This is a genomic window from Brenneria sp. L4-2C, from assembly GCF_040240335.1.
Lineage (GTDB): Bacteria > Pseudomonadota > Gammaproteobacteria > Enterobacterales > Enterobacteriaceae > Brenneria.
This window is the reverse complement of the sequence record NZ_JBEIAC010000011.1, coordinates 129,490-150,314: the sequence shown is the minus strand read 5'-3', so window position 1 is coordinate 150,314 and position 20,825 is coordinate 129,490. Positions and strand designations below refer to the sequence as shown.

Below are 20,825 nucleotides of genomic sequence, written 5' to 3'. Positions count from 1 at the left end.
CAGCCAGCGCCAGCGCCTGCTGGCGAAACTCCGGGGTATATTGATTACGGGATGTCTTCTTCACAGATTTTGCTTGCGTCATGGTTCACCTTGTTAACGATTTTACTCGCTTAACAGCGTGTCCACCATTCGTGGGTAGGATCAACTACTTAGTAGTTGTTGCTTGAGGGGGTAAAATGGCAAATCACCATTCTTCAGAAAGTAATAGTCCTATAAAAACAGGTGATTTTCGGGAGTATCGATTTTATGCAATGTATCTGAATGTAAATCACAGAATTAATTTAGGTGAGTTTAAGGTCAATGATTTGGAAAGTTACAGACGGGCAATTAATCGAGCTATTAATCAATTGGCGCCTCAACAAGATAAGGAAAGAAAGTTATTACAAGGGTTAGATGATGCCTGTCGGGAAAACATTCTTCCTGAAAATGAATTTGACTGGCTACGGCAGAGTGAGCGAGCTACATTTTGGCTATGGGGGTATTTATTATTGGAAAGTGACTCCACTATTGGGATTCCTTTTTATCAAGGGATTCCACCATCAGAAAATTCATACCATAGATTAAAACTGGCACCTTCACCATCGTCAAGTCAAGTCAAGTCAAGTCAAGTCAAGTCAAGTCAAGTCAAGTCAAGTCAAGTCAAGTCAAGAACGATTAGATGTGATTATTGAATTTTTTGATAGACTAAATTTAAGTTCTGAAAATTGTCTTTCTTTTCTATCCACAAAAAAGGAAATTTTAGATAAACTAAAAGAAAAATGGAAAGTAATATATAATCAACCAAAACCATTAAGGTGGCTTCCTGAAAAGGATGAAGAATCCTGTATATGGGTATGGGATTGTCTAAAGGAAAAAATCGGCAGAATGTCTGTGTTTGAGACCCCTTCAAATTTTATAAAGATGTTTAAACCATCAGATAATATGGAACGTTACCTTGCTATTTGTGTCACATGTGATTTATGGAATGAATCACTCGATAGTAAAAAACTTCTCATGATTAATTTAAATAAAGCATGGAATCAACGTAAACTCCGTAAACTTCGCACTGATAAAAAAGCAATTAATTGCTATCTGCGAAATGAAACTAAAGAGAGATTAGATAAATTAGCCATGTATTATGAAATGCGTATCAGCGATGTTCTTGAGAAGTTAATTAATGAGCGTTACAAAAAAGTAAACGATGAAATGTGAGCATAAACTCCGTGGCATTAACTCTGCCACGGTTCGTTATCAATAAAATTTCAATTATATATTAATCAATAGAAAGAACTACATTTTGTTTTAAAAAAAAACATAAAACCAACATCAATAACCTTATGGTCATTTTTGATTGCTGAAAATGAATATTATTTCTCTTGTCTTTATGTGTTTTCATATCTCAATTTTATGAAAAAATAATATCTCGTAGAATTCTTTAGGGAGTGTTTTATCTATAAATACCAAATGATTTTTAAACCCCTATGCTTATCGTTAATGGCTTAATGGTTATCAATTAAATCTGATAATATATGTCCTGTTAGTATGTTTCTTATATATTGATTTATCATCAATTAAAAATGCTTATCACCAACATTGTTGTTGATCTATTGTTAATTCACACAAGAAAATAAACATGCATAATATAAAATGGTTGCTGCCTGTTTTGTCAATATTAGCTACCGGAATGGCGACGGCGACTGAAACGTCAGTGCCAATAAAATTAATGGCCTATAACAATATTCATCCGGCGGGAACCCGTTATGTTAATGTCGTTGTAACAGCCAGAACTGATACGATCCGCATTAATAATATCAGCGTTAACCGGGGTAACTGCCGTATTGGAAACCTGAAATACTTTGGCTCCAGTAATAAAGAGACGATTATCCCGGCGACTCTCCGCTATGGCGAATCCGTCAAGGTGCCATTTTACAATAATTGCATTGCCTCGGAGGTTGAAGTGTTAACTGATAAAGGCGGATGGACATTCACTTTTGACGAATAGCCTTAATGTATGTAATCGCGCCAGATAAATGAGTGAAATCCTTTCCTGATATATCCAAATACTCTGATTCATCTGATATCCGGATGACGATTTCCGGTTGAGGAGTAGTTTTATGGCATTTGTAAAAATGCTGGTTACGGCGCTGGGAAATGTAATTGCCTGGTGCTCCAGTATCCAGGCGCAACGTTTCGTGACCGAGCGCTTCCAGCGGGCCGGTTGCAGTGAAGAAGAGATCGAAGCAGCCCGCGAGGCTGCTTTTTTATTGATGAGTGTCCTGACCGGCGCTGTGATGGATTTTATTCTGCGCGCCATTTTCCCATCCTGATTTTTGTTATTGCCCCATATTCTCTTTCATTTTATTAATCGCTCCGTGCCGGGAATATTTTTCCGGTACGGACAGGAGGACATTATGCCCCGTTTGGCTTCCCGCTTCGGCGCTGTAAATTTGATCCGACGCGACCGACCACTGACGCACGATGAACTGGCCCGCTATGTCCCCAGTGTATTCGGTGAGGACAAGCACGGATCTCGCAGTGAACGGTACACTTATATTCCCACGATTACGTTACTGGACAACCTGCAACGCGAGGGGTTTCAGCCATTCTTTGCCTGTCAAACCCGTGTCCGTGATGCGGAAAAACGCGGGCACACCAAGCACATGCTGCGTCTGCGCCGTGAAGGGCAGATAACCGGCCAGCAGGTGCCGGAAATCATTTTGCTGAACAGTCATGACGGCTCAAGCAGTTACCAGATGCTGCCGGGGTTATTCAGATCGGTTTGTCAAAATGGTTTGATTTGCGGTGAGTCCTTCGGCGACGTTCGTGTGCCGCATAAAGGCGATGTGGCCGGCAGGGTAATTGAAGGCGCTTACGAGGTGTTGGATACCTTTGAGCGTATCGCCGAAAAGCGTGACGCCATGCAGTCGTTGATATTGCCGCCACCGGCGCAGCAGGCGCTGGCAAAAGCGGCATTGACGTACCGTTTTGGCGAAGAGCACCAGCCGGTGACGGAAGCGCAGATTCTGGCTCCCCGGCGCTGGCAGGATGAGCACAATGATCTGTGGACCACGTATCAGCGTATTCAGGAAAATTTGATAAAAGGCGGATTAACAGGCCGGACTACGCAAGGAAAACGCGCCATAACCCGTGCGGTAAAAGGTATTGATGGCGATATCAAACTCAACCGGGCGCTGTGGGTACTGGCTGAAAATATGCTGCAACTGGCATCCTGAATCCGGCTTTTCTCCTGCTTTTTCGCTCTGTATCCATCACCTAATCAAGGAATCATCCATGTCATATAGTCAATTGACAGACCGCGTTGCGTCCAGAGAAAAGCGCATTATCCATCAGGCGCTCTCCCTGCTGGAAAAGCGCGTGCGTAAAAATGCGCGTCAGTTCAGAACGTCAGACGACACCAAAAACTGGCTGATGCTGGAGCTCAGTGGTCTGGAGCGTGAAGTGTTTATGGTGTTGTATCTGGATAACCAGCATCGCCTGATAGCAAAGGAGATCACCGCGCTGGGCACCATCAATAATACCGAAGTGCATCCGCGCGAAATCCTCAAGTCGGCGCTGCGTCATAATGCCGCAGCTGTGATCGTCGCGCATAACCATCCGTCCGGCTACGCCGAACCCAGTCAGGCCGATCGACATATTACCGACAGGCTGAAAGAGGCGCTGTCACAGCTTGACGTGCGGGTACTTGACCATCTGGTGATCGGCGGCACCGATGTGGTGTCGTTTGCCGAACGCGGCTGGCTGTAACGCCACGAAACTTTTCACCAACATTCACCTCAGTTTTATCTCTCTCCTATATAAAGGAAAAATTATGTCTGACAACTCCATACCGGCACCCGGCGTGCCGGGTAATAGCGTATTGCCGGCGGTTAATATCTGGCAGCGGTTACTGAGCCATCTGCTGGAAAAACACTATGGGCTGACGCTTAACGACACGCCGTTCTGTGAAGAAAAAGTGATCCAGGAGCATATCGATGCCGATATCTCGCTGGCCGATGCCCTGAACTTTATGGTGGAAAAATATGAGCTGGTACGCACCGACCGACGCGGCTTCTCCTGGCTAGAACAGTCGCCGTTTATTACGGCGGTCGATATTCTCCGCGCCCGACGCGCCACTGGGTTAATGCGAACTGCTAAAGATTGCGAGCCACTTTCCTGAATTGCCTGCCTGAAGTTTCTTCTCCCTTGTCCCGTTGCATAATGCGCCTGCCGCTCCCGGCAGGCGTGTTTGCTTTTATGTACGGAATACAATCTATGCAAACTGAACCCGAGGTATTGACCGAACACTGCGATCTGATGTGTTCGACCAGCATCGAGCGCATCGTTGCCGGGCGTGACGCCGCTCTGCAACAGATAGAGCAGCTTATCCATCAGTTACAGTCTATTTCACTGCTTACGTCCGATATTGGCGGCGGCACAGTCGAAGACTGGGCGCTGAAGCAGGGACATCGTTATGACTGCTGGCTGATGGATACTCCGGACAAGGCAATGCAGGCCATCACCCGCACTCTGGATCGCAACATCTGGCGCGAGCTGATGCTGAAATCCGGCATGTTGTCGCTGATGGACGCAGAAGCCCGCAGCCAGTGGCACAAGAATCTGGAGGAGGGCGAACTGCCGCCGATCAGCGAAGCCAATATCCTCAGCACTTTTAAACAACTTCACCAGAGCAAGCTGGAAGTGTTCGAACGTGGGGTAATCAACGTATTTAAGGGGTTGTCTTGGGATTACAAGACCAACCATCCTTGCTACTTCGGCAAGAAAATTATCATCAGCAATCTGGTGACGCACCACCGCTGGGGCTTCGGCCTGAACTGGGGCTGGCGACGCGATCAACTGGCCGATCTGGAGCGCATGCTGTATCTGCTGGATGGCAAACCCATTCCAGATAACCGTGGCGATATCACCATTCGGCTGATGGATCATATCCGCGATAATCCGCATCAACAGGCTTACGAGGATGAGTTCTTCAGCATTCGTTATTTTCAGAAAGGCACCGGGCATCTCACTTTTAAACGTCCCGACTTAATCGATCAGATGAACGATATTATCGCCAGGCATTATCCGGGGATGTTGGCGGCGAGGTGATCGCCCCTCTTTCCACATGGCACAGCAGGGATGCTGACGTCGTACTTGCCACAGGTAGTGATGCTAACAAAATCATGCTATTTTAATAAGTGTTATTAACTTCAATTAAAAGGTGATGCTCTTGAGACAACCAGCAAAAAAGACGATCAGTGCTCAGATACCCGTTGAGCTTGCTGCTGCGGTTGAAAGCCTGGCTATTGAACTAGATAGATCCAAAAGTTGGGTGATTAAAGAAGCATTGACTGCGATGATTGAAGCCAGAGAGCAACGTCATCAGGCGATCCAGAAAGGACTTGTTGATGTCGAAGAAGGACGTGTCGTTAGACATTCTGATATGCTTAATATTATTGATAAGTTAAAATGATTTATTGAAGTTAATGTATTAATTATAAATTATTTTTTGTTATTCTCCACCCAGAAATACACACATAAAGCTCATTCATTTTTGAGTTAATGGCAAAATTAAATGTCGTATGTTTGCTATTGAAAATGTCGTATGTTTGCTATGCTTGATAAATGTTCAAAGGAGGATGGCATGACTACAAAAGTTCGTATTCAGTCGCGGCTGAAACGCTCAAAGCGTTATGTTTTCACTCGTGACGACTTCAAAGATCTTGCTGGCTACGATCAAGTTGGCAGAGCGCTGCGTGAACTGGTGAAAGAAGGCCAACTGCTGAAAGTAGGTTATGGCGTCTATACCAAAGCGCGGAAAAATGTGATTACGGGTAGGTTAATGCCCGCATCTCCCGGTGGTTCTGCTGCGGTGGTGATCGAAGCGCTGGAGCGCTTGAAAGTGGACTATCATCTGGCTGATGCAGCAAGCGCTTACAATAGCGGCAAGTCAACTCAGGTTCCGGCGTCAGTGGAAATCAAAACACCTCCACGTTTTAAGCGAGTGTTGTCAGTAGGGAATAGCAAGTTAAATGGATGACTTAACTGCATTATTTCCTGACGTTGCCGATACACTGGGAATCGAGTCTGTCGCCATAGTGGAGAAAGATTATTACATCGTTGAATTATTACGTCTGCTTCAGCATCTGACTTTTGATACGCATCAACTGGTTTTTGCCGGAGGCACAGCGTTATCAAAAGCAGGAATATTGTTAAACCGGATGTCAGAAGATGTAGATATTAAGCTGGTTCCTACCGCTAATTTTTTGCAACAAAGCTCAAGAAGTCAGCGTAAGAATATCCGTAAAAATATCATCCGAACGATTACCGAAACGATTGTTACTTCAGGGGTTTTTAGTTTTGACGATGACTATCCCAAAGTCACTCGCGATGAATATCGTTACAATGAAATTCCCGTACGTTATCCGCAGATGTATTCACAAATCCCTTGCCTGCGGCCATTTATTAAACTGGAGTTAATGGAAACAGACTTGCTTGAATCATCAGAAACACGTGATATTTGTTCATTGCTAACTGATGTCACGAAAAAAGGGGAAATGGTTCGAGCTTTTCCGTGTGCCACTATAGTCAGTACGCAGGCTGAAAAGCTTATCTCGATGATGCGAAGAACGGCTGCAAGTATGCGTGATTTGGAGCGAGCAGAGGATGAATCACTGGTGCGCCATGTCTACGACAATTTTTGTATTGTCAGGGAGAAAGGCGTTAATGTTCCTGCTTTAACTCATTTCATTCAGGAATGCATTGAGCAAGATATTGAACGTTACGGCAATCAGTATCCTGAGTTCTGCGAATCGCCTATTGAGGAACTCAAAAGAGGGCTGGAAGAGCTTGCAGTGAATCCTGTTTATAAAATGCGCTATCAACAATTCTTAGCGCCAATGGTGTTTGGTGAAACCCACGTTTCATGGGAAGATGCCTATTCCTGTTTTCGCCAAACCGCATTAGATGTGTTGCAATGATATCGTCAGATGCCAATCTTCCCCTTCTAAAATATCTGCGCGGCTTCGAGTCCCAAATTTAATAATTTCAAGCGTTGGTATCTGTGTTGGTATAATGTCTTTAGTCTTTATTTAAATTAATATTAAATCATGAGGTTATATGAAATATTCGAGTCCGGCCTTCGCACCATCGTATGAAAATCAAGTCACCTCAGGGTGGCTTTTTTTATGTCCATAATCGTCCACTTAAGTCCATATCCATCTGTAAAATAACAATTTTAATTTCATTCCTCTCTCTGCGTTTTTGCCTGTTTTATCCACGCTGGTCTTTTTTCGTCCATTGACATCCAGATAATTTGGGGGTCAAGATGAGGGTCAATTCACTTCGATTATGAGAAAATTCATTACAATACCTTCCCGAATGGATTACCGATGAACAGGGAAGACCTTTATCGCTCTATTTACCCTTCACTCCCGGTAATCAGTTGTGACGCGGTAATATTGTTCGCCGACTATTTTGATAATTTATTGCCTGACAGCGAAGGTATCCGCAGGCGTTTAGCAACGCGTTACCAGGCTGGCAACCTTGAGCCTTTTGATCTGTTGGCTGAACTGGGAAGAGACTGTATTGGTGCAATACAGTTACTGAATGGTAATGGGGAGCCCACAGATCTATTTTCCGTAAATTATCGCCTGCTTTCTGAAGCTGAGATCGCCGCTATATTGCGTAATACAACAGCGGCATTGTTGCCAGGTCGGCAGGATGATAATGACGATTTGCATTTATCGATTGCTGGTGCGCAGGAAAAAGCGCGAAGAAGAGAAAGCGCAGGCGCAAGAGGCGTTAAATACCTTCGCGAAGGTCGCGCAGGACTGGCACCGGAACATCAGTCAAAACCGCTGGTCGGAAACACACGCCGGACGGGTATGGCGCGATGTAATTTCGCTTTCCTTTTAACACGCAACAGACTAAAACTTCAAATATAACCTATAAACGAATGAGCCCGCTTTTGTCTAACAGGATGAGCATAACTTAAATATGATTCCCCCGGCGTTGCCTCCACGGCAAAGCAAGTATATAGCCCCTGTACTGTCTCAAGTGTAATTCGCCATAAAAATATTGACCTCATATTCGATATACGTGTCAATTCCATTGAGGCAACAATAAATGGGTCTTTTGAATTTTTTTGGTATGTATCAATCCAATTATTAAGCCTTTTGCTTTTTAATGTTTTACTTAATAGGTCGTATTGGAATGTAACATAGTATTCTGCTGGATAATCGTCCGAAATTTTATCATGCATGAGAATCTGAATAATATTATATGCATAGCCATTGAGCCTGTTCGTAGGATGTTTTCTCCATATCGGCATTTGCCGACCAAGATGCCAGTCCTTTTCAATAAAATTGGCTAGATATATAAGTTTATCGGAAGAGTGGGTGTCAAGAATGCTTTTATTGCTGGGGGTGATCCAAGACTCAAGGCCATAAGGTCGTGGATAGGGACATCCATTTGCTTGTAAAAATTCATTGGCCGCCCCTGACTGTAAAACAGGCGGGATTGGCGATACCCACATTCTCCGCCAGAGCAGTGCGGAAAAATTCAGCGGGGGTAGCTCAGCACGAGCAATGACTCTGTTAGCGACAGCGCGTAGATGTTGGGCGCTATACATGGCTAAAAGCTGATAACGTGCGTCAGATGTGAGCATAACAGAAACATCCATAATGTAATCGAATAATAAGACGATAATACATGGCCTGAAATCACAATGCCATAGTATATCGATGTAATGACAACGACAGATATTGAGGAGTACTATATTTAAAGTGACAGGTATTCAGCATTTAAAAAATACTTAGTAGAAATGACAAACCCTCGGCTGCTTATTTAGGCGACAACGCCCCTCAGATTTTCCGTAAAGAGTGTCCAAACGGCATTGTATAACTCACATTGGAGTCAATATGGCTGTCAATAAAGCAATTTATTATTTTAAATCATCAAGCATTAATAAATATTCGAGTCCGGCCCTCACCTTCGCGGAAAAAAAGTCGCCTCGGGGGACTTTTTGATTAAATCAGATAGCCATTCATTTTTCCCGCTATATAACTCCCGAACTGCTTCAGCGCCTCGATAGCTATACCAGAAGGCCATTAACGGTAGTTGCCAGCCCGTTTCGCAGTAGAAACATGGTCCGGCAAAAGTGTCGCGATATTAGGATCAAAAAATTCGGCTGGACGCCGTGAATCAAGCCAGGGTTCAAGGCGGCAAGCCACAAAATAACCGCTCGGCGTTCGGCTGGACGACTTGTTATGCCACAGTATTGCTTAGCCGGTCGATGCGCAGCCGATATTGAAACCTATCCGATCGCAACAATAACCGTTCTAAGGCCAGCGGCTCGCCCTCCTTATCGAATACATGCCGTTCGACATTAAGCAATGGCGCGCCTACAGGCACGACAAGTATGTCGGCTAGATTAGCGTCTGCAATTGACGCATCAATGGCAATCTGTGCGTGTCCGGGCGCACGCCCCAGGTCGGTTTCGAAGATATCAAACAGATCGCGCGTGACTAAGTCAGCGCTGGCGAGTTGACGCCCCAAAGCAGCCGCGACATAAGTGACCTCAAATGAGATCGGCTGATCATCAAGAAAACGAATACGACTTACCTCGGCTACCTGTGCGTCTGATTCCAGTCGAAGCCGGTTAGCCAGATCAGGTGTGGCTGAGAAATAGCGAAACCCACGGAGCTGGTTGCGGACTTCATGGCCTAGTGGCGTCATTGCCTCAGAAAATCCCTGGAGTGGCGTAACGACCTGGAATGCTTTGGGACGAGCCACAAAAGTCCCCTTCCCATGAATCCGCTCAATGGCGCCTACGCGATCCAAGTCGGCCAGCGCCTTGCGCACGGTAATGCGGCTTACATCGAACATCTTGCACAGCATGTGTTCTGAAGGCAATCGCTCGCCGGCTTGATAGCGGCCATCTGAGATGCGAGCAGTCAGCGCTTCGCGCACGCGTAAGTGCAAAGGACTGGTTGCATCTTTGTCATTTGAAAGCATGTCGTTATCACCCAGGAAATTGAAAGAAGAATATCGCCAGTTTTATTTGCCCGACAAATAAGTAAAGACGAAATAATTATTTAGTCTTTCAGGTCACGGCGAGTAAAGTCCACAACATGTTATTACATGTTTAGTACAAATTATACGTTTATAAAGATCCCATGACAAGTTATCAACCCGCAGATAATTCGCTGGATGCGGACGTGCTCGCACTGGATGCCAGCACTTTGGCTATATCTATAGACTCTCTATAGCCCCTCGGAGCGGACCGATGCGTGTTCATTTGACCACATCCTGTTATAACAACTTTACTCAGGAAAAACATCATGAAATCCCGTGGAAGCCATGACCATCTCGCAGTAAACGACTTGCTCATCGAATTTTTCATGAGTGTGAAAGCGAACTTGCGGCATGCGGTAATTCAACCGACCGTGCTATTTATTACCCCTATTAAAAAGAATACCTTGATGCGCATTCTTTTCATTTTTTTGACCTTGTTTTCACTCTTTACGACATCCGCATTCGCCCAGAATAAACAGTTACGCGTCGGCTATCAAACTGGCGAAGTGAATGTGTTGCTAACCTATGCGATAAACGCCGGCCTATTTGAAAAGCAGCAAATCGACGTTAAATTGATTCCATTCCCCGCCGGCCCGGCAATGCTTCCTGCACTGGCATCCAAGGAGATTGATTTAGCGTGGATGGGTGAATTCCCAAGCATCACCGGATATTCGAATGGCATGCCGATCGAAATTTTAATGATGGAACGGATCGACTACACCAATATACGTGTGGTGGGAAATCCAAAGGCTGGAATTAAAAATATCGGCGACCTTAAAGGCAAGAAGGTTGGCATATCAGTCGGATCTTCAAGCCATTATCATTTGTTGAAAGCCCTTGCCCAGGCAGGTCTGAAACAGTCTGACGTAACAATTGTAAATCTAACCCCAGCGAATATGCCTCCGGCATATATAGCCGGTCAGATCGATGCCGCTGTCACCTGGGAACCGAATGTCGGAATCATAGAAAAGGCAGGCGCGCTTCCGATAGCCACGACACGCTCGCTAGGCATGATTACTGGCGGCGTCTGGGTCGGGCAACAGGATTTAAGCCGTAATAATGCTGAAGTATTGCAAGCCTTTCTGCGCGCATGGCGGCAAGCACAACATGATTATGTCGTTAACCCCAAGGCAGTGCGCCAATACGAGGCCAAGAGAATTGGCCAAACACCCGAGGAATTTGACGCGCTCATTGAACGCCAGTCGGTGGAAAATCCCAGTTTCGAAAAAGTGTTAACGGCTGACTTTATGGGCGCGCCTGGTAAAGAACTTGATTCGAGATTAATGAAGCACTTGCAGAGTATCGGCGCCTTCCTCGTCTCGGAACAACGTATCAAGGAAACGCCGAAAGACTGGGCGTCGCTATTCAACACCGGGCCTATACAGAAAGTCATTGCATCGGAAAAAAGCCAGTAAAGGTGGCTTCCGAGCAGCGCGTCCGTTGCGTTCAACTGTGTTTCCCTGTGTCGCAGGTTAGTGCAATCGCTATGCATCCGCATTGCAATTGAAGATCCAAGGCGAAGAGGTCACATATGAGCATGTCTGTTTCCCAAGCAAGCTTTCCACAGTCGCTTAAGCCATATCCGGAAGATGTTGTGCAAACTGCCGGGCCGATTTTACGGCTCGAACAGGTCGGGTTTGCATATGACGGCCGCGACGTATTGAAAAACTTAAGCTTTTCAGTCAAGCGCGGAGAGCTTATCACCATACTGGGGCCATCGGGATGCGGGAAGACGACGCTGCTCAATATCATCGCGGGTTTCCTGCGGCCTGGCAGCGGTCTGGCACAGGTGAACGACCACGAAATTACCGAACCGGGTCCTGATCGGGGCGTAGTCTTCCAGTCCTATGCGTTATTTGACTGGATGAATATTGAGGACAATATCGCATTTAGTCTGCGGTGCGGCGGGAAGAGCAAGCAGGAACAATTAGCGGTCGCCACAAAAATGGTAGCGCTGGTTGGCTTGCAGGGATTTGAAAAACACTTCCCGTATCAATTGTCCGGCGGCATGCGACAGCGTTGCGGACTGGCCAGGGTATTGGCCGCCAACCCCAGCGTGATGCTGATGGACGAGCCATTTGCCGCGGTCGACGTGCAAACACGCGAAACGCTGCAAGAAGAGATCGTGCGTATCAAGACGGAAACCCAATGCACGATCATCTTCATCACGCACAGTATCGATGAGGCCGTTTTCATCTCGGATCGGGTATTCCTGATGCGCAAAGGACAACTGGGCGCATTCGACGAATTTGTGGTTGATCTGCCTGAGCCGCGCAGTTCCGCGGAAAACAGGCTGCACCCAGAATTTTTGTCGGTCCGTGAAAAGATATATCGCGCCATGCGGGCAGAGGCGTCGTGAAGCCGGCAAGGAGAATATGTTGAAATCCCTGGAAAATATCAAATCGAGACCACAATACTGGATGCTCGCGATTGCTTCGCCGTTGTTGATTTTCATTTTGTGGCTGGTCGTTTCGAAATTTGGCTGGGTGCGCCCGATCCTATTGCCTACCCCCGCTGAAGTTGCAACCAGCTTCTCCGACATGTTGATCAATGGCTATTCCGGCGTGAGCCTTTTCGATCATGTGCTGGCAAGCCTAAGCAGGGTGGGAATAGCATTCCTGCTCGGGTCGGTATCAGGCATTGCCATCGGTATGCTGCGCGGACGGATCGGCAACGTCGATGCGATCTTTCTGGTTCCGGGCGAGATGCTGCGGCCGATCCCACCGCTCGGTCTCATTCCCCTGTTCATTCTGTGGTTCGGTATCGGTGAATTGTCGAAAGTACTGCTGATTTTCGTTTCCGTATTCCTGGTCATGATGGTGAGCGCTCAGGCAGGGACAAGAAGCTGTCAGGCTGACGCGATCCGAGCCGCGCAAACCTGCGGAGCCAGCCGCTATCAAATTTTTCGATTCGTGGTGTTTCCATCGGCGCTTCCGCAAATCATGACCGGATTGCGCGTCGCGCTGGGTACGGCATTGTCGATTCTCGTTGCCTCGGAATTACTGGGAGCAGACCGTGGTCTCGGGTTCATCGTGCTCGATGCGGCAAATTTCTTCCGTACCGCTTATGTTTTTTGCGGAATTATCGTGATCGGCATGGTCGGGTTTATATCCGATCGCCTCCTGGTTTATGTCGGCCGTCGCGTAGTTCATTGGGAAGGCCGTCGATGAGATGCATCTGAAAAGGCGTCGTTCCATCGCCTACTGAAAAGTACGGATGCTAAAAATGGCTTCAACACCATCAATTGAAGCTGCCCAAAAACCAATAGAGAGAAGCGAATATGGCCAATATCTAATCGAAGTCGAGTCACCTTGTTACCCGGCGCGCCGTGCTAAGGAAACGCGCATTTATTCACTGACTTTTCCAGCGTACCGATGGACGCCATGGCAACAAAGTCATCCATTCGCTTAAATTTTTTAGATCAGGAGCCACACTAAATGAGCCTACCAGCCATTCCAGAGCAGCAAACTCAAATCCGCCGCGGCACCGGCTTGACTGCGCTAAACGCCGACAAAGCCTATCCCGGCTACACCTTGTTTACCACCTTATCCGGCGACGGCATCGTCTATTTAATCGACCTAAGCGGCCAGGTTGTCCACCAGTGGAAACTGCCCTACTCGCCCTATTACGCAGAGCTTCTCCCCAACGGCAATCTCTATTTCAATGGCTGGACGCCGATCGAACCGGGCGATGTCCGCTTCGACCATTGGCCCTTGTACAAAGCCGGCGTCATCCTGGAAGTCGACTGGGACGGCAACATAGTTTGGGAATATCACAATCCGGACCATCATCACGATTCCCGCCGGGCGCACAACGGGAACACCTATCTGTTAAGCATCGAGCAAACGCCGGCCGAGGTGGCAAGCAAGATCAAGGGACAAATCGCCCAGGATAATGTCTGGAACGACAAGATCGTCGAACTCGACGCCAATGGAGAAGTGGTGTGGGAGTGGCACGCCTGGCAGCATTTCGACCAATTAAAGGATTTCCCGGTACATGCCTCGGAGGATCCGCATCATTGGCCGCATGCTAACAGCCTATTCGAACTGCGTGACGGCAACCTGCTGCTGAGTTTTCGGGGCATAAGCCATGTCGTGGTGGTCGACCGACAATCCGGGAAGATCATCTGGGACTTGGGCCACGATGTGGTTTCGCAACAGCATGCCCCGGTGGAGCTGGAAAACGGCAATTTCCTGATTTTCGACAATGGCACCCAACGCTTGCATGATTCCCATACCTATTCCCGCGTCATCGAGGTTGACCGAAAGACTAAAGATATCGTCTGGGAATATCAGGATACGCCAGCCTATAACTTTTACAGTGCCTTTATTTCTGGCGCTCAGCGCCTGCCCAATGGCAATACCTTGATCACCGAAGGCCTGAACGGTCGGATTTTCGAGGTAACGCCCGCCAGGGAAGTGGTATGGGAATACGTCAATCCCTATTTTTCCGAGTTCCTGTTCAACAACCGCGACAAATCGATACCGGAGTCTTTATTCCGCTATTACGGCGGGAGCACCATGAACAGCATTTTCCGCTCGTTCCGCTACGCCAGGGAACAGTTGCCGAATCTGGCTCAATAGATTGTCGAAATAAGGCCGCTTTCGCGAGAATTTGTCGATGTCTGCCGCCCCAAACTTCACGCAGCGTACGTTCGTACGCTGAAAACTCAGGTATGGCGGCTTACTGGTTCATCTCTGCTCAGCATGTCAGTTTCCTTTCAGGTGCGAGAATCATCAGGAAACGCCATGTTGGGTGGGGTGGACTATCTGTTGACCCAACGTGGGCAGAAAACAACGCCTCTGCTCACGATGTAGCAATAGCGCAGCGCCTTTAACCGCCTCACACAAGAAACGCATTCCCTCCCCCAGCAATCAACTTGTCCTCAAATAAACAAAAAATGTCTCCATTTAATAAAAAGAGCCATATCAATTGGTTGATAATGAGTTCTGGTTCAAGGACAGAGATGTTCGCGCGGCGTGATGCAAAACCGATTGCACCGATCTGAAAACCTATCCGAGGCGGTTGCAGGGAGATCGCCGGGAGTTATTCCTGGGATTGCCGACAGTTCGCCTCAAAACACATTATCTTTTGGCAGAAAAACGTCATGCATCCTTTTATCACCGGTATCTGGCATCAGGCGCGGGCCTTTTTGCTGATTTATGCTTGCTTATATCTCGGGATGGGTATTGCGGTACTGCTGCCGATAACCCTGCCGGGCAGCATTATCGGCATGCTAATCCTGTTCGCGCTTTTGTCTTTACAAATCATTCCCCCTGGATGGGTAAAACCAGGGTGTCATTTATTGATCCGCTATATGGCTTTGCTGTTTGTGCCCATCGGCGTAGGCGTCATGCAGTACTTTGATTTATTGCGGGCGCAATTCGCGCCGGTGGTCATTTCGTGCGCCGCCAGCACGCTTATCGTGCTCATAACGGTCAGTTGGTGTTCACACGCGCTGCACAGAGAGAAAACATCGCTTAATGACGCGCAAGAAAAGAAGGGAATCAAGCATGCTTAATGATATCTGGTGGTCGCTGCCGGCAACGCTGCTCGTCTTTTTTCTGGTGCGTTGGGTGGCGATGCGGCTGAATAATCCGTTATTCAATCCATTACTGATTTCGATGGTCATACTGATTGTTTTATTGAGCCTGACGCATATGCCTTACCCGCGTTATTTTCAGGGGAGCGAAATACTCAACAGCCTGTTGCAGCCCGCCGTGGTGGCGCTGGCCTACCCGCTGTATGAGCAGTTGCATCAGATCAGGATGCGCTGGAAATCCATTATCAGCATCTGTTTCCTCGGCAGCGTGGTGGCGATGATCTCCGGTACGTTGATCGCGTTGCAGTTGGGCGCGACGCCCGCTATCGCGGCGTCCATTATGCCGAAATCCGTCACCACGCCGATCGCCATGGCCGTCGGCGGGAGTATCGGCGGTATTCCCGCCATCAGCGCCGTTTGCGTGATCTTCGTCGGCATCCTGGGGGCGGTCTTCGGGCATATCATTCTGAATGCGATGCACATCCACACCAAGGCATCTCGCGGCCTGGCGATGGGTTCCGCCTCTCACGCATTGGGAACCGCGCGCTGCGCCGAATTGGATTACGAAGAAGGGGCGTTCAGTTCTCTTGCGCTGGTCATATGCGGGATTATTACCTCGCTGGTGACCCCTTTTCTCTTCCCGTTGCTGATAGCAATGCATTGAGCGATCTGAAGGGATATAGCCTGAGTCATTCGGGTTGCGGCAAGGCGGCCAGGGAAGGAACAGCGATATCCGCGTGGCGCAACGCGGGTATCAGGTCATCGGCAAGGCGGGTTACCTAATAACGGGTCGGCGGCACGCCGAACATTTTCCTGAACGCATTAGAGAAAGACGAGGTGCCGGCGTAGCCAAGATCCAGCGCCACCTGGGTTACGCTGCGGTTATTTTTCAGCATGATAACGGACTCCAGCAGGCGCATACGTTTTTTCCACTCGCTGAAGGCCAGCCCCGTCTCTTTTTTGAAGCGACGCGAAAAGGTGCGTACCGACATGCCGGTTTTGGCCGCCCAATTATCAATGCTGTGGTCCTCATCCGGCGTTTCCTGAAATTCCCGGCATACTCGCATCAAGGTCGGCGAAGTCGGCCACGGCACGGAAAAACCCGCGTCCGGCAATTTCTGAATCTGCGCGATCAGGACATTCACCAGCATGCCGTCATCCCCGCTGCTGTCATACTGCTCGGGTACATGTTCCGTCGCATAATGGATGAACTCCCTGATAAAGCTGCTGATTAGCACCACTCGGCAACTGCTGGGATGGATTGCCACGCAATCCTGCTCGATGTACAGGCTCTCCAATAATACATCGCTGGTGGTCAGAATACGGTGCGGCACATTCGCCGGGATCCATATGCCGTAGAACGTCGGCACAATCAGCGTTTTCCCTTCAATCTCCACCCACATGCCGCCTTCGTACGCGTACAGAAACTCGATAAACGGGTGCTGATGCTGTCTGACCAGCACGCCCTTTTCCAGCCGGCAGGTGCGGAAATAAACGGAGCGTGGCAATGCCTGCCGTTCAGGTACCGCGACAAGCTGACTCACCGCGTCCTCATTGAGGGTTAATCGGGACATGCGTGACATAGAGTGGCCGGTAATCAACAGAAATTGTCCTTTTATGATAACAGCGGTCGGTTTGATTTGCCTGATAATAAATCACCGTTACTTGAGGCTCCACGAAAGAACAGGGATTGGAAGATATTATGAGTAATATATGTGCGGCCGATGGCTGTAGTGATAAAAGCGAATGGCTGCGTATTGCAGAAGATATGCTCAGTCAGGCCGGCATCACCATTGATGGCGCCGAACCCTGGGACATTCAGGTTAAAAATCCGCAGTTTTTCAAACGGGTATTACAACAGGGGTCGATTGGGCTGGGGGAAAGCTACATGGACGGCTGGTGGGATTGCGCCCGGCTGGATATGTTCTTTGACCGTATACTCCGCGCCCATCTCGATGAAAAAATGCCTTCCCGAATTAACGATATCCTGCGCATCGCCGTCGCTCGCCTCAGCAATCTCCAGTCTAAAAAACGCGCCTGGATTGTGGGGAAAGAGCACTATGATTTAGGCAACGACCTGTTCTGCCGCATGCTTGATCCCTACATGCAGTACTCCTGCGGCTATTGGAAGCAGGCCGATAATCTGCATGCCGCCCAGCGCGATAAACTCGATATGATCTGTAAGAAGCTGCAACTCAAGCCGGGCATGATGCTGCTGGATATCGGCTGCGGCTGGGGCGGACTGTCGGCCTACGCGGCGCGGCACTATGGCGTAACCGTGCATGGCGTAACCATTTCCGCCGAGCAGAAAGCCTTTACGGAAGAACGCTACAAAGATCTGGATATTCATATTTTGCTACAGGATTACCGCGACCTTCAGCAACAGTATGACCGTATCGTATCCGTCGGTATGTTTGAGCACGTCGGCCCGAAAAATTACGACGCGTATTTTAACGTGGTTGACCGTTGTCTGAAGCCGGACGGTATATTCCTGCTCCACACCATCGGCTCTAATAAAACGGCGCATAATGTCGACCCGTGGATTAATAAATATATTTTTCCCAACGGATGTCTTCCCTCAGTAAAACAGATTGCCGGCGCCAGTGAAGATCATTTCGTTATGGAGGATTGGCATAACTTCGGCCCCGATTACGATAAAACATTGATGGCCTGGCATGCGCGTTTTCTCGCGGCGTGGCCCCAGATAAAAGATAATTATTCCGACCGCTTCAAAAGAATGTTCGTTTATTATCTTAATGCCTGCGCCGGCGCATTCCGCGCCAGGAATATTCAGTTATGGCAAGTCGTCTTTACGCGCGGCCTGCATAATGGATTGCAGGTGCCGCATTAATCCGTGAGAAAAGGCGCAGGTTCTGATTTATCGCGCTCTGGTCAGGCAGCGCCGGCGACGCTCATCCACCCGCTTGGCAAACCAGGCCGTCGTCAGTTTGCGGGTGATTTTGGGGCTTTCCAGCTGGATGCCGGGCAGGATTTCACGCGGCGCTTTGCCTCCGGCGGCACGATCCGCCAGCGCATAGACGCGTTCATACAAGCTGGTTTTTTCAAATTCCAGCGCGTCCCCTTTCTCCAGCGCCCGACGGATCGCGCTATCGCTCATGTCCAGTTTTTTGCCGAGCGAACGTACCGCCAGTTCGGTCGCGCCCGCTTTATCCGATCCGTGATGGATTAAATCGCCGTCCAACGCCAGCGAAATACCGCTCAAACGGCTCACCGCCTGCTGAAACGCCGCATTACGGCTGGCGTACCAGCCGGCATTAAAGTCCGCAAACCGATAGAGCGACTGCGAATAATTAGCCGGATATCCCAGCAGATGCATAATACCGAAATACATCCCGCCGCGACGGCTGAACACTTCACGACGCACGGTGCCGTCCAGCGGATACGGGTAAGCCTTCGCGTTGGCTTCGGCAAAGGCGATACTCACCTGCATCGGCCCGCCGGTATGCACCGGGTTCAAACGGCCGAACAGTTTTTGCCCCATCGGCACCATATTGATGAAATCATCAAAAATGGCGCTCAGCTCTTTTTCGCTGCGAACCTTATCCAGTCGCTCGCTGTAACTCTTGCCGTTGGGGGATTTGATCAGCAGCGCGGTGCGCACCAGAAACGCCGGAACGTGTAATTTCTCGGCGCGACGATCAATCTCCCGCCAGGCGATTTTCGACAACCCCGCCACCTGCGGATCGGCCTTAAACGTCGACTCCTGCTCGGTGACCGCCAGTACCGAACAGAGATTTTCATTACTGGGATCGAGGCTCTGCGCGGCAAATGCGGCGGCGATATCGGTGGCCCACCCCTGACGATCGCCGACATTTTCCGGCAACAGCTTCAGCAATTGCGCCCGGACATCCGCCGGTCGCGGCTCCGGCGTCTGAGCGGTTTTGTCGGCGCAGCCCGCCAGCGCGAATAACGCGACGAGGCACAGAGGACGAAACAGGGAAACGCGGTGATTAAACATGGTATCTCGGCTTGGTGGCATAGGGCTGCCGCAACGTTAGCGCAGATGGAGAGGATGATCCAGCCGCAAGGCGACATGCATTTTAACGTGTTACCTGGCATAGTTATCGATATCGCTAATCGGATACGCCACCTTTCTGACGGAAATACGCATGGCCGCCACCAACCTCTGGACGCGGGATCAATTGCTGATCGCCTTCACGCTTTATAGTCAAATGCCGTTCGGCAAGCTGCACTCGCGCAATCCTGACATTATTCGCTATGCGGCGTTGATCAACCGCACGCCTTCCGCGCTGGCGATGAAGCTGGTTAATATCGCCAGTCTGGATCCATTTATTACCGGATCCGGCCGCACCGGTCTAAACCGCGTGGCGAAAGCCGATCGCGAACTGTGGCAGGAGATGGATCGCGATCCCGATCTATTCGAACAGCAGTGCCGACAGGCCATGACGCGTATCGATGCGGGAACGCCATCGTCACGGGCCGACGAGATCGACCTGGATTATCGGGGCGGGGAAAGCGTCGCGCCGGTTAAAACCCGCATCGGCCAGCAGCTGTTCCGCAAGCGCGTGCTCGGCGCTTATGGCGAACGCTGCTGCGTCACCGGGCTGGAAGAGCCGTTGCTGCTGGTCGCCAGCCATATCCGCCCGTGGAAAACGGCGGCCGAACACCGTCTGAACCCCAGCAACGGACTCTGCCTGTCCAGCCTGCACGACAAAGCCTTTGATCAGGGATTGATTAGCTTTAACGACCATCTTGAAATGCTGCTCTCGCCCCGCATCAAAAAACTGAAAAGCCCCATCAGCGAACTCAACTTCGCCCAATACGAAGGCCGTCCGATACGGCTTCCCGAGCAGTACCCGCCGGACATGTCGCAGATGGCTTACCATCGTCAGCATATTTTTCTGAGCAAAGGGTAAGACCGACGCAATGGTTGGCAAACAATGGGGAACAGTAAAAAGGGACTTAATTTTCCTGTACCCAAATCCCCATTTTTTGCGAACCGCATTCCAAAACCGGCGGCAACTCCGCTGTAAATCCATCCAGTCTCTTTCACCGTTTGCGCCGCACGAATAAAGTAAATGCGCTGCGGCAACATCCGCCGCCGGGTTTGGAACCCCGAACATCTAGAGCTGAAAACGCTTTGTTTTTTCAGGAGCTACATGCACACTCTTATTCGTGGCTCAGGCAGGGCAACCGCAAGGTTGGCCGGTCGCTAGATCCGGAGTTCCAACCCTGTCTGGGTCACACC

Annotated in this window: 23 protein-coding genes and 2 pseudogenes; 21 read left to right on the top strand and 4 right to left on the bottom strand. The window is 49.1% G+C overall.

Annotated features, from left to right (window positions below):
• Window positions 1–176: 176 nt before the first annotated feature.
• The 13 genes and pseudogenes from ABRZ26_RS16515 to ABRZ26_RS16455 form a co-directional block, all read left to right on the top strand.
• The gene (locus tag ABRZ26_RS16515; RefSeq protein ID WP_319605245.1) at window positions 177–671 is read left to right on the top strand and encodes a hypothetical protein; all 495 of its coding nucleotides are present in this window, start codon (window positions 177–179) and stop codon (window positions 669–671) included.
• Entirely contained in the window at window positions 661–1,191 is a 531-nt protein-coding gene (locus ABRZ26_RS16510) for a hypothetical protein (protein ID WP_319605244.1), read from the top strand. Before ABRZ26_RS16515 ends, ABRZ26_RS16510 begins: the two co-directional genes overlap by 11 nt.
• A gap of 421 nt (window positions 1,192–1,612) precedes the next feature.
• Window positions 1,613–1,981, top strand: coding sequence for a hypothetical protein (locus tag ABRZ26_RS16505; RefSeq protein WP_319605243.1), 369 nt, complete (start codon window positions 1,613–1,615; stop codon window positions 1,979–1,981).
• A gap of 112 nt (window positions 1,982–2,093) precedes the next feature.
• Window positions 2,094–2,306, top strand: a complete 213-nt coding sequence (locus ABRZ26_RS16500) for a hypothetical protein (RefSeq protein WP_319605242.1) — start codon at window positions 2,094–2,096, stop codon at window positions 2,304–2,306.
• An 84-nt stretch (window positions 2,307–2,390) separates the two neighbouring features.
• Entirely contained in the window at window positions 2,391–3,212 is an 822-nt protein-coding gene (locus ABRZ26_RS16495) for a DUF932 domain-containing protein (protein ID WP_319605241.1), read from the top strand.
• A gap of 58 nt (window positions 3,213–3,270) precedes the next feature.
• Entirely contained in the window at window positions 3,271–3,744 is a 474-nt protein-coding gene (gene radC / locus ABRZ26_RS16490) for a RadC family protein (protein ID WP_319605240.1), read from the top strand.
• 64 nt (window positions 3,745–3,808) lie between these two features.
• A complete protein-coding gene (locus tag ABRZ26_RS16485; protein WP_319605239.1) occupies window positions 3,809–4,156 on the top strand; it encodes a TA system toxin CbtA family protein in 348 nt (115 codons plus the stop codon).
• A 95-nt stretch (window positions 4,157–4,251) separates the two neighbouring features.
• Complete coding sequence (locus ABRZ26_RS16480; protein ID WP_319605238.1) at window positions 4,252–5,085, top strand: DUF4942 domain-containing protein; 834 nt, start codon at window positions 4,252–4,254, stop codon at window positions 5,083–5,085.
• A 121-nt stretch (window positions 5,086–5,206) separates the two neighbouring features.
• The gene (locus ABRZ26_RS16475; RefSeq protein ID WP_319605237.1) at window positions 5,207–5,449 is read left to right on the top strand and encodes a CopG family ribbon-helix-helix protein; all 243 of its coding nucleotides are present in this window, start codon (window positions 5,207–5,209) and stop codon (window positions 5,447–5,449) included.
• Between the two features lie 171 nt (window positions 5,450–5,620).
• On the top strand, window positions 5,621–6,016 hold the full coding sequence (locus ABRZ26_RS16470) for a DUF6088 family protein (protein ID WP_319605236.1): 396 nt from the start codon (window positions 5,621–5,623) through the stop codon (window positions 6,014–6,016).
• Window positions 6,009–6,956 carry a nucleotidyl transferase AbiEii/AbiGii toxin family protein gene (locus ABRZ26_RS16465; protein WP_319605235.1) on the top strand — a complete coding sequence of 316 codons (948 nt, stop codon included), beginning with the start codon at window positions 6,009–6,011 and terminating at the stop codon, window positions 6,954–6,956. The genes ABRZ26_RS16470 and ABRZ26_RS16465 overlap by 8 nt, the downstream gene beginning before the upstream one ends.
• A gap of 374 nt (window positions 6,957–7,330) precedes the next feature.
• Window positions 7,331–7,745, top strand: a pseudogene (locus ABRZ26_RS16460) (HipA N-terminal domain-containing protein); the annotation flags it as partial.
• Window positions 7,741–7,875: pseudogene (locus ABRZ26_RS16455) on the top strand (tyrosine-type recombinase/integrase); the annotation flags it as partial. The pseudogenes ABRZ26_RS16460 and ABRZ26_RS16455, both read left to right, overlap by 5 nt.
• Before the next feature lie 37 nt (window positions 7,876–7,912).
• Here ABRZ26_RS16455 and ABRZ26_RS16450 read toward each other — a convergent pair.
• Window positions 7,913–8,644 (bottom strand): hypothetical protein, encoded by a 732-nt coding sequence (locus tag ABRZ26_RS16450; protein ID WP_319605234.1) that lies wholly within the window; start codon window positions 8,642–8,644, stop codon window positions 7,913–7,915.
• 599 nt (window positions 8,645–9,243) lie between these two features.
• Window positions 9,244–9,993 carry a GntR family transcriptional regulator gene (locus ABRZ26_RS16445; RefSeq protein WP_319605233.1) on the bottom strand — a complete coding sequence of 250 codons (750 nt, stop codon included), beginning with the start codon at window positions 9,991–9,993 and terminating at the stop codon, window positions 9,244–9,246.
• Between the two features lie 326 nt (window positions 9,994–10,319).
• Here ABRZ26_RS16445 and ABRZ26_RS16440 point away from each other — a divergent pair, with 326 nt between their 5' ends.
• The 6 genes from ABRZ26_RS16440 to ABRZ26_RS16415 all read left to right on the top strand — a co-directional run bounded on the left by ABRZ26_RS16440 (window position 10,320) and on the right by ABRZ26_RS16415 (window position 16,259).
• Window positions 10,320–11,468, top strand: a complete 1,149-nt coding sequence (locus tag ABRZ26_RS16440; protein ID WP_319605232.1) for a taurine ABC transporter substrate-binding protein — start codon at window positions 10,320–10,322, stop codon at window positions 11,466–11,468.
• Between the two features lie 116 nt (window positions 11,469–11,584).
• Window positions 11,585–12,412 carry an ABC transporter ATP-binding protein gene (locus ABRZ26_RS16435; RefSeq protein WP_319605231.1) on the top strand — a complete coding sequence of 276 codons (828 nt, stop codon included), beginning with the start codon at window positions 11,585–11,587 and terminating at the stop codon, window positions 12,410–12,412.
• Window positions 12,413–12,428: 16 nt separating this feature from the next.
• The gene (locus tag ABRZ26_RS16430) at window positions 12,429–13,223 is read left to right on the top strand and encodes an ABC transporter permease (protein ID WP_319605230.1); all 795 of its coding nucleotides are present in this window, start codon (window positions 12,429–12,431) and stop codon (window positions 13,221–13,223) included.
• 267 nt (window positions 13,224–13,490) lie between these two features.
• Window positions 13,491–14,636 (top strand): aryl-sulfate sulfotransferase, encoded by a 1,146-nt coding sequence (locus ABRZ26_RS16425; RefSeq protein WP_319605229.1) that lies wholly within the window; start codon window positions 13,491–13,493, stop codon window positions 14,634–14,636.
• A gap of 524 nt (window positions 14,637–15,160) precedes the next feature.
• On the top strand, window positions 15,161–15,574 hold the full coding sequence (locus ABRZ26_RS16420) for a CidA/LrgA family protein (RefSeq protein WP_319605228.1): 414 nt from the start codon (window positions 15,161–15,163) through the stop codon (window positions 15,572–15,574).
• Entirely contained in the window at window positions 15,567–16,259 is a 693-nt protein-coding gene (locus ABRZ26_RS16415) for a CidB/LrgB family autolysis modulator (protein WP_319605227.1), read from the top strand. Before ABRZ26_RS16420 ends, ABRZ26_RS16415 begins: the two co-directional genes overlap by 8 nt.
• Window positions 16,260–16,374: 115 nt before the next feature.
• Here ABRZ26_RS16415 and ABRZ26_RS16410 read toward each other — a convergent pair whose 3' ends face one another.
• Window positions 16,375–17,139 carry a helix-turn-helix domain-containing protein gene (locus ABRZ26_RS16410; RefSeq protein ID WP_319605226.1) on the bottom strand — a complete coding sequence of 255 codons (765 nt, stop codon included), beginning with the start codon at window positions 17,137–17,139 and terminating at the stop codon, window positions 16,375–16,377.
• 158 nt (window positions 17,140–17,297) lie between these two features.
• On the opposite strand from ABRZ26_RS16410, the gene cfa reads away from it, so the two are divergent.
• On the top strand, window positions 17,298–18,446 hold the full coding sequence (gene cfa / locus ABRZ26_RS16405; protein WP_319605225.1) for a cyclopropane fatty acyl phospholipid synthase: 1,149 nt from the start codon (window positions 17,298–17,300) through the stop codon (window positions 18,444–18,446).
• A gap of 27 nt (window positions 18,447–18,473) precedes the next feature.
• On the opposite strand, the gene ABRZ26_RS16400 is transcribed toward cfa, so the two are convergent.
• A complete protein-coding gene (locus ABRZ26_RS16400; RefSeq protein ID WP_319605247.1) occupies window positions 18,474–19,574 on the bottom strand; it encodes a DUF1615 domain-containing protein in 1,101 nt (366 codons plus the stop codon).
• Between the two features lie 151 nt (window positions 19,575–19,725).
• Between ABRZ26_RS16400 and ABRZ26_RS16395 the strand changes: the two genes are divergently transcribed.
• Window positions 19,726–20,493: an HNH endonuclease gene (locus ABRZ26_RS16395; RefSeq protein WP_319605224.1), complete on the top strand. Its 768-nt coding sequence runs from the start codon at window positions 19,726–19,728 to the stop codon at window positions 20,491–20,493.
• Window positions 20,494–20,825 lie beyond the last annotated feature (332 nt).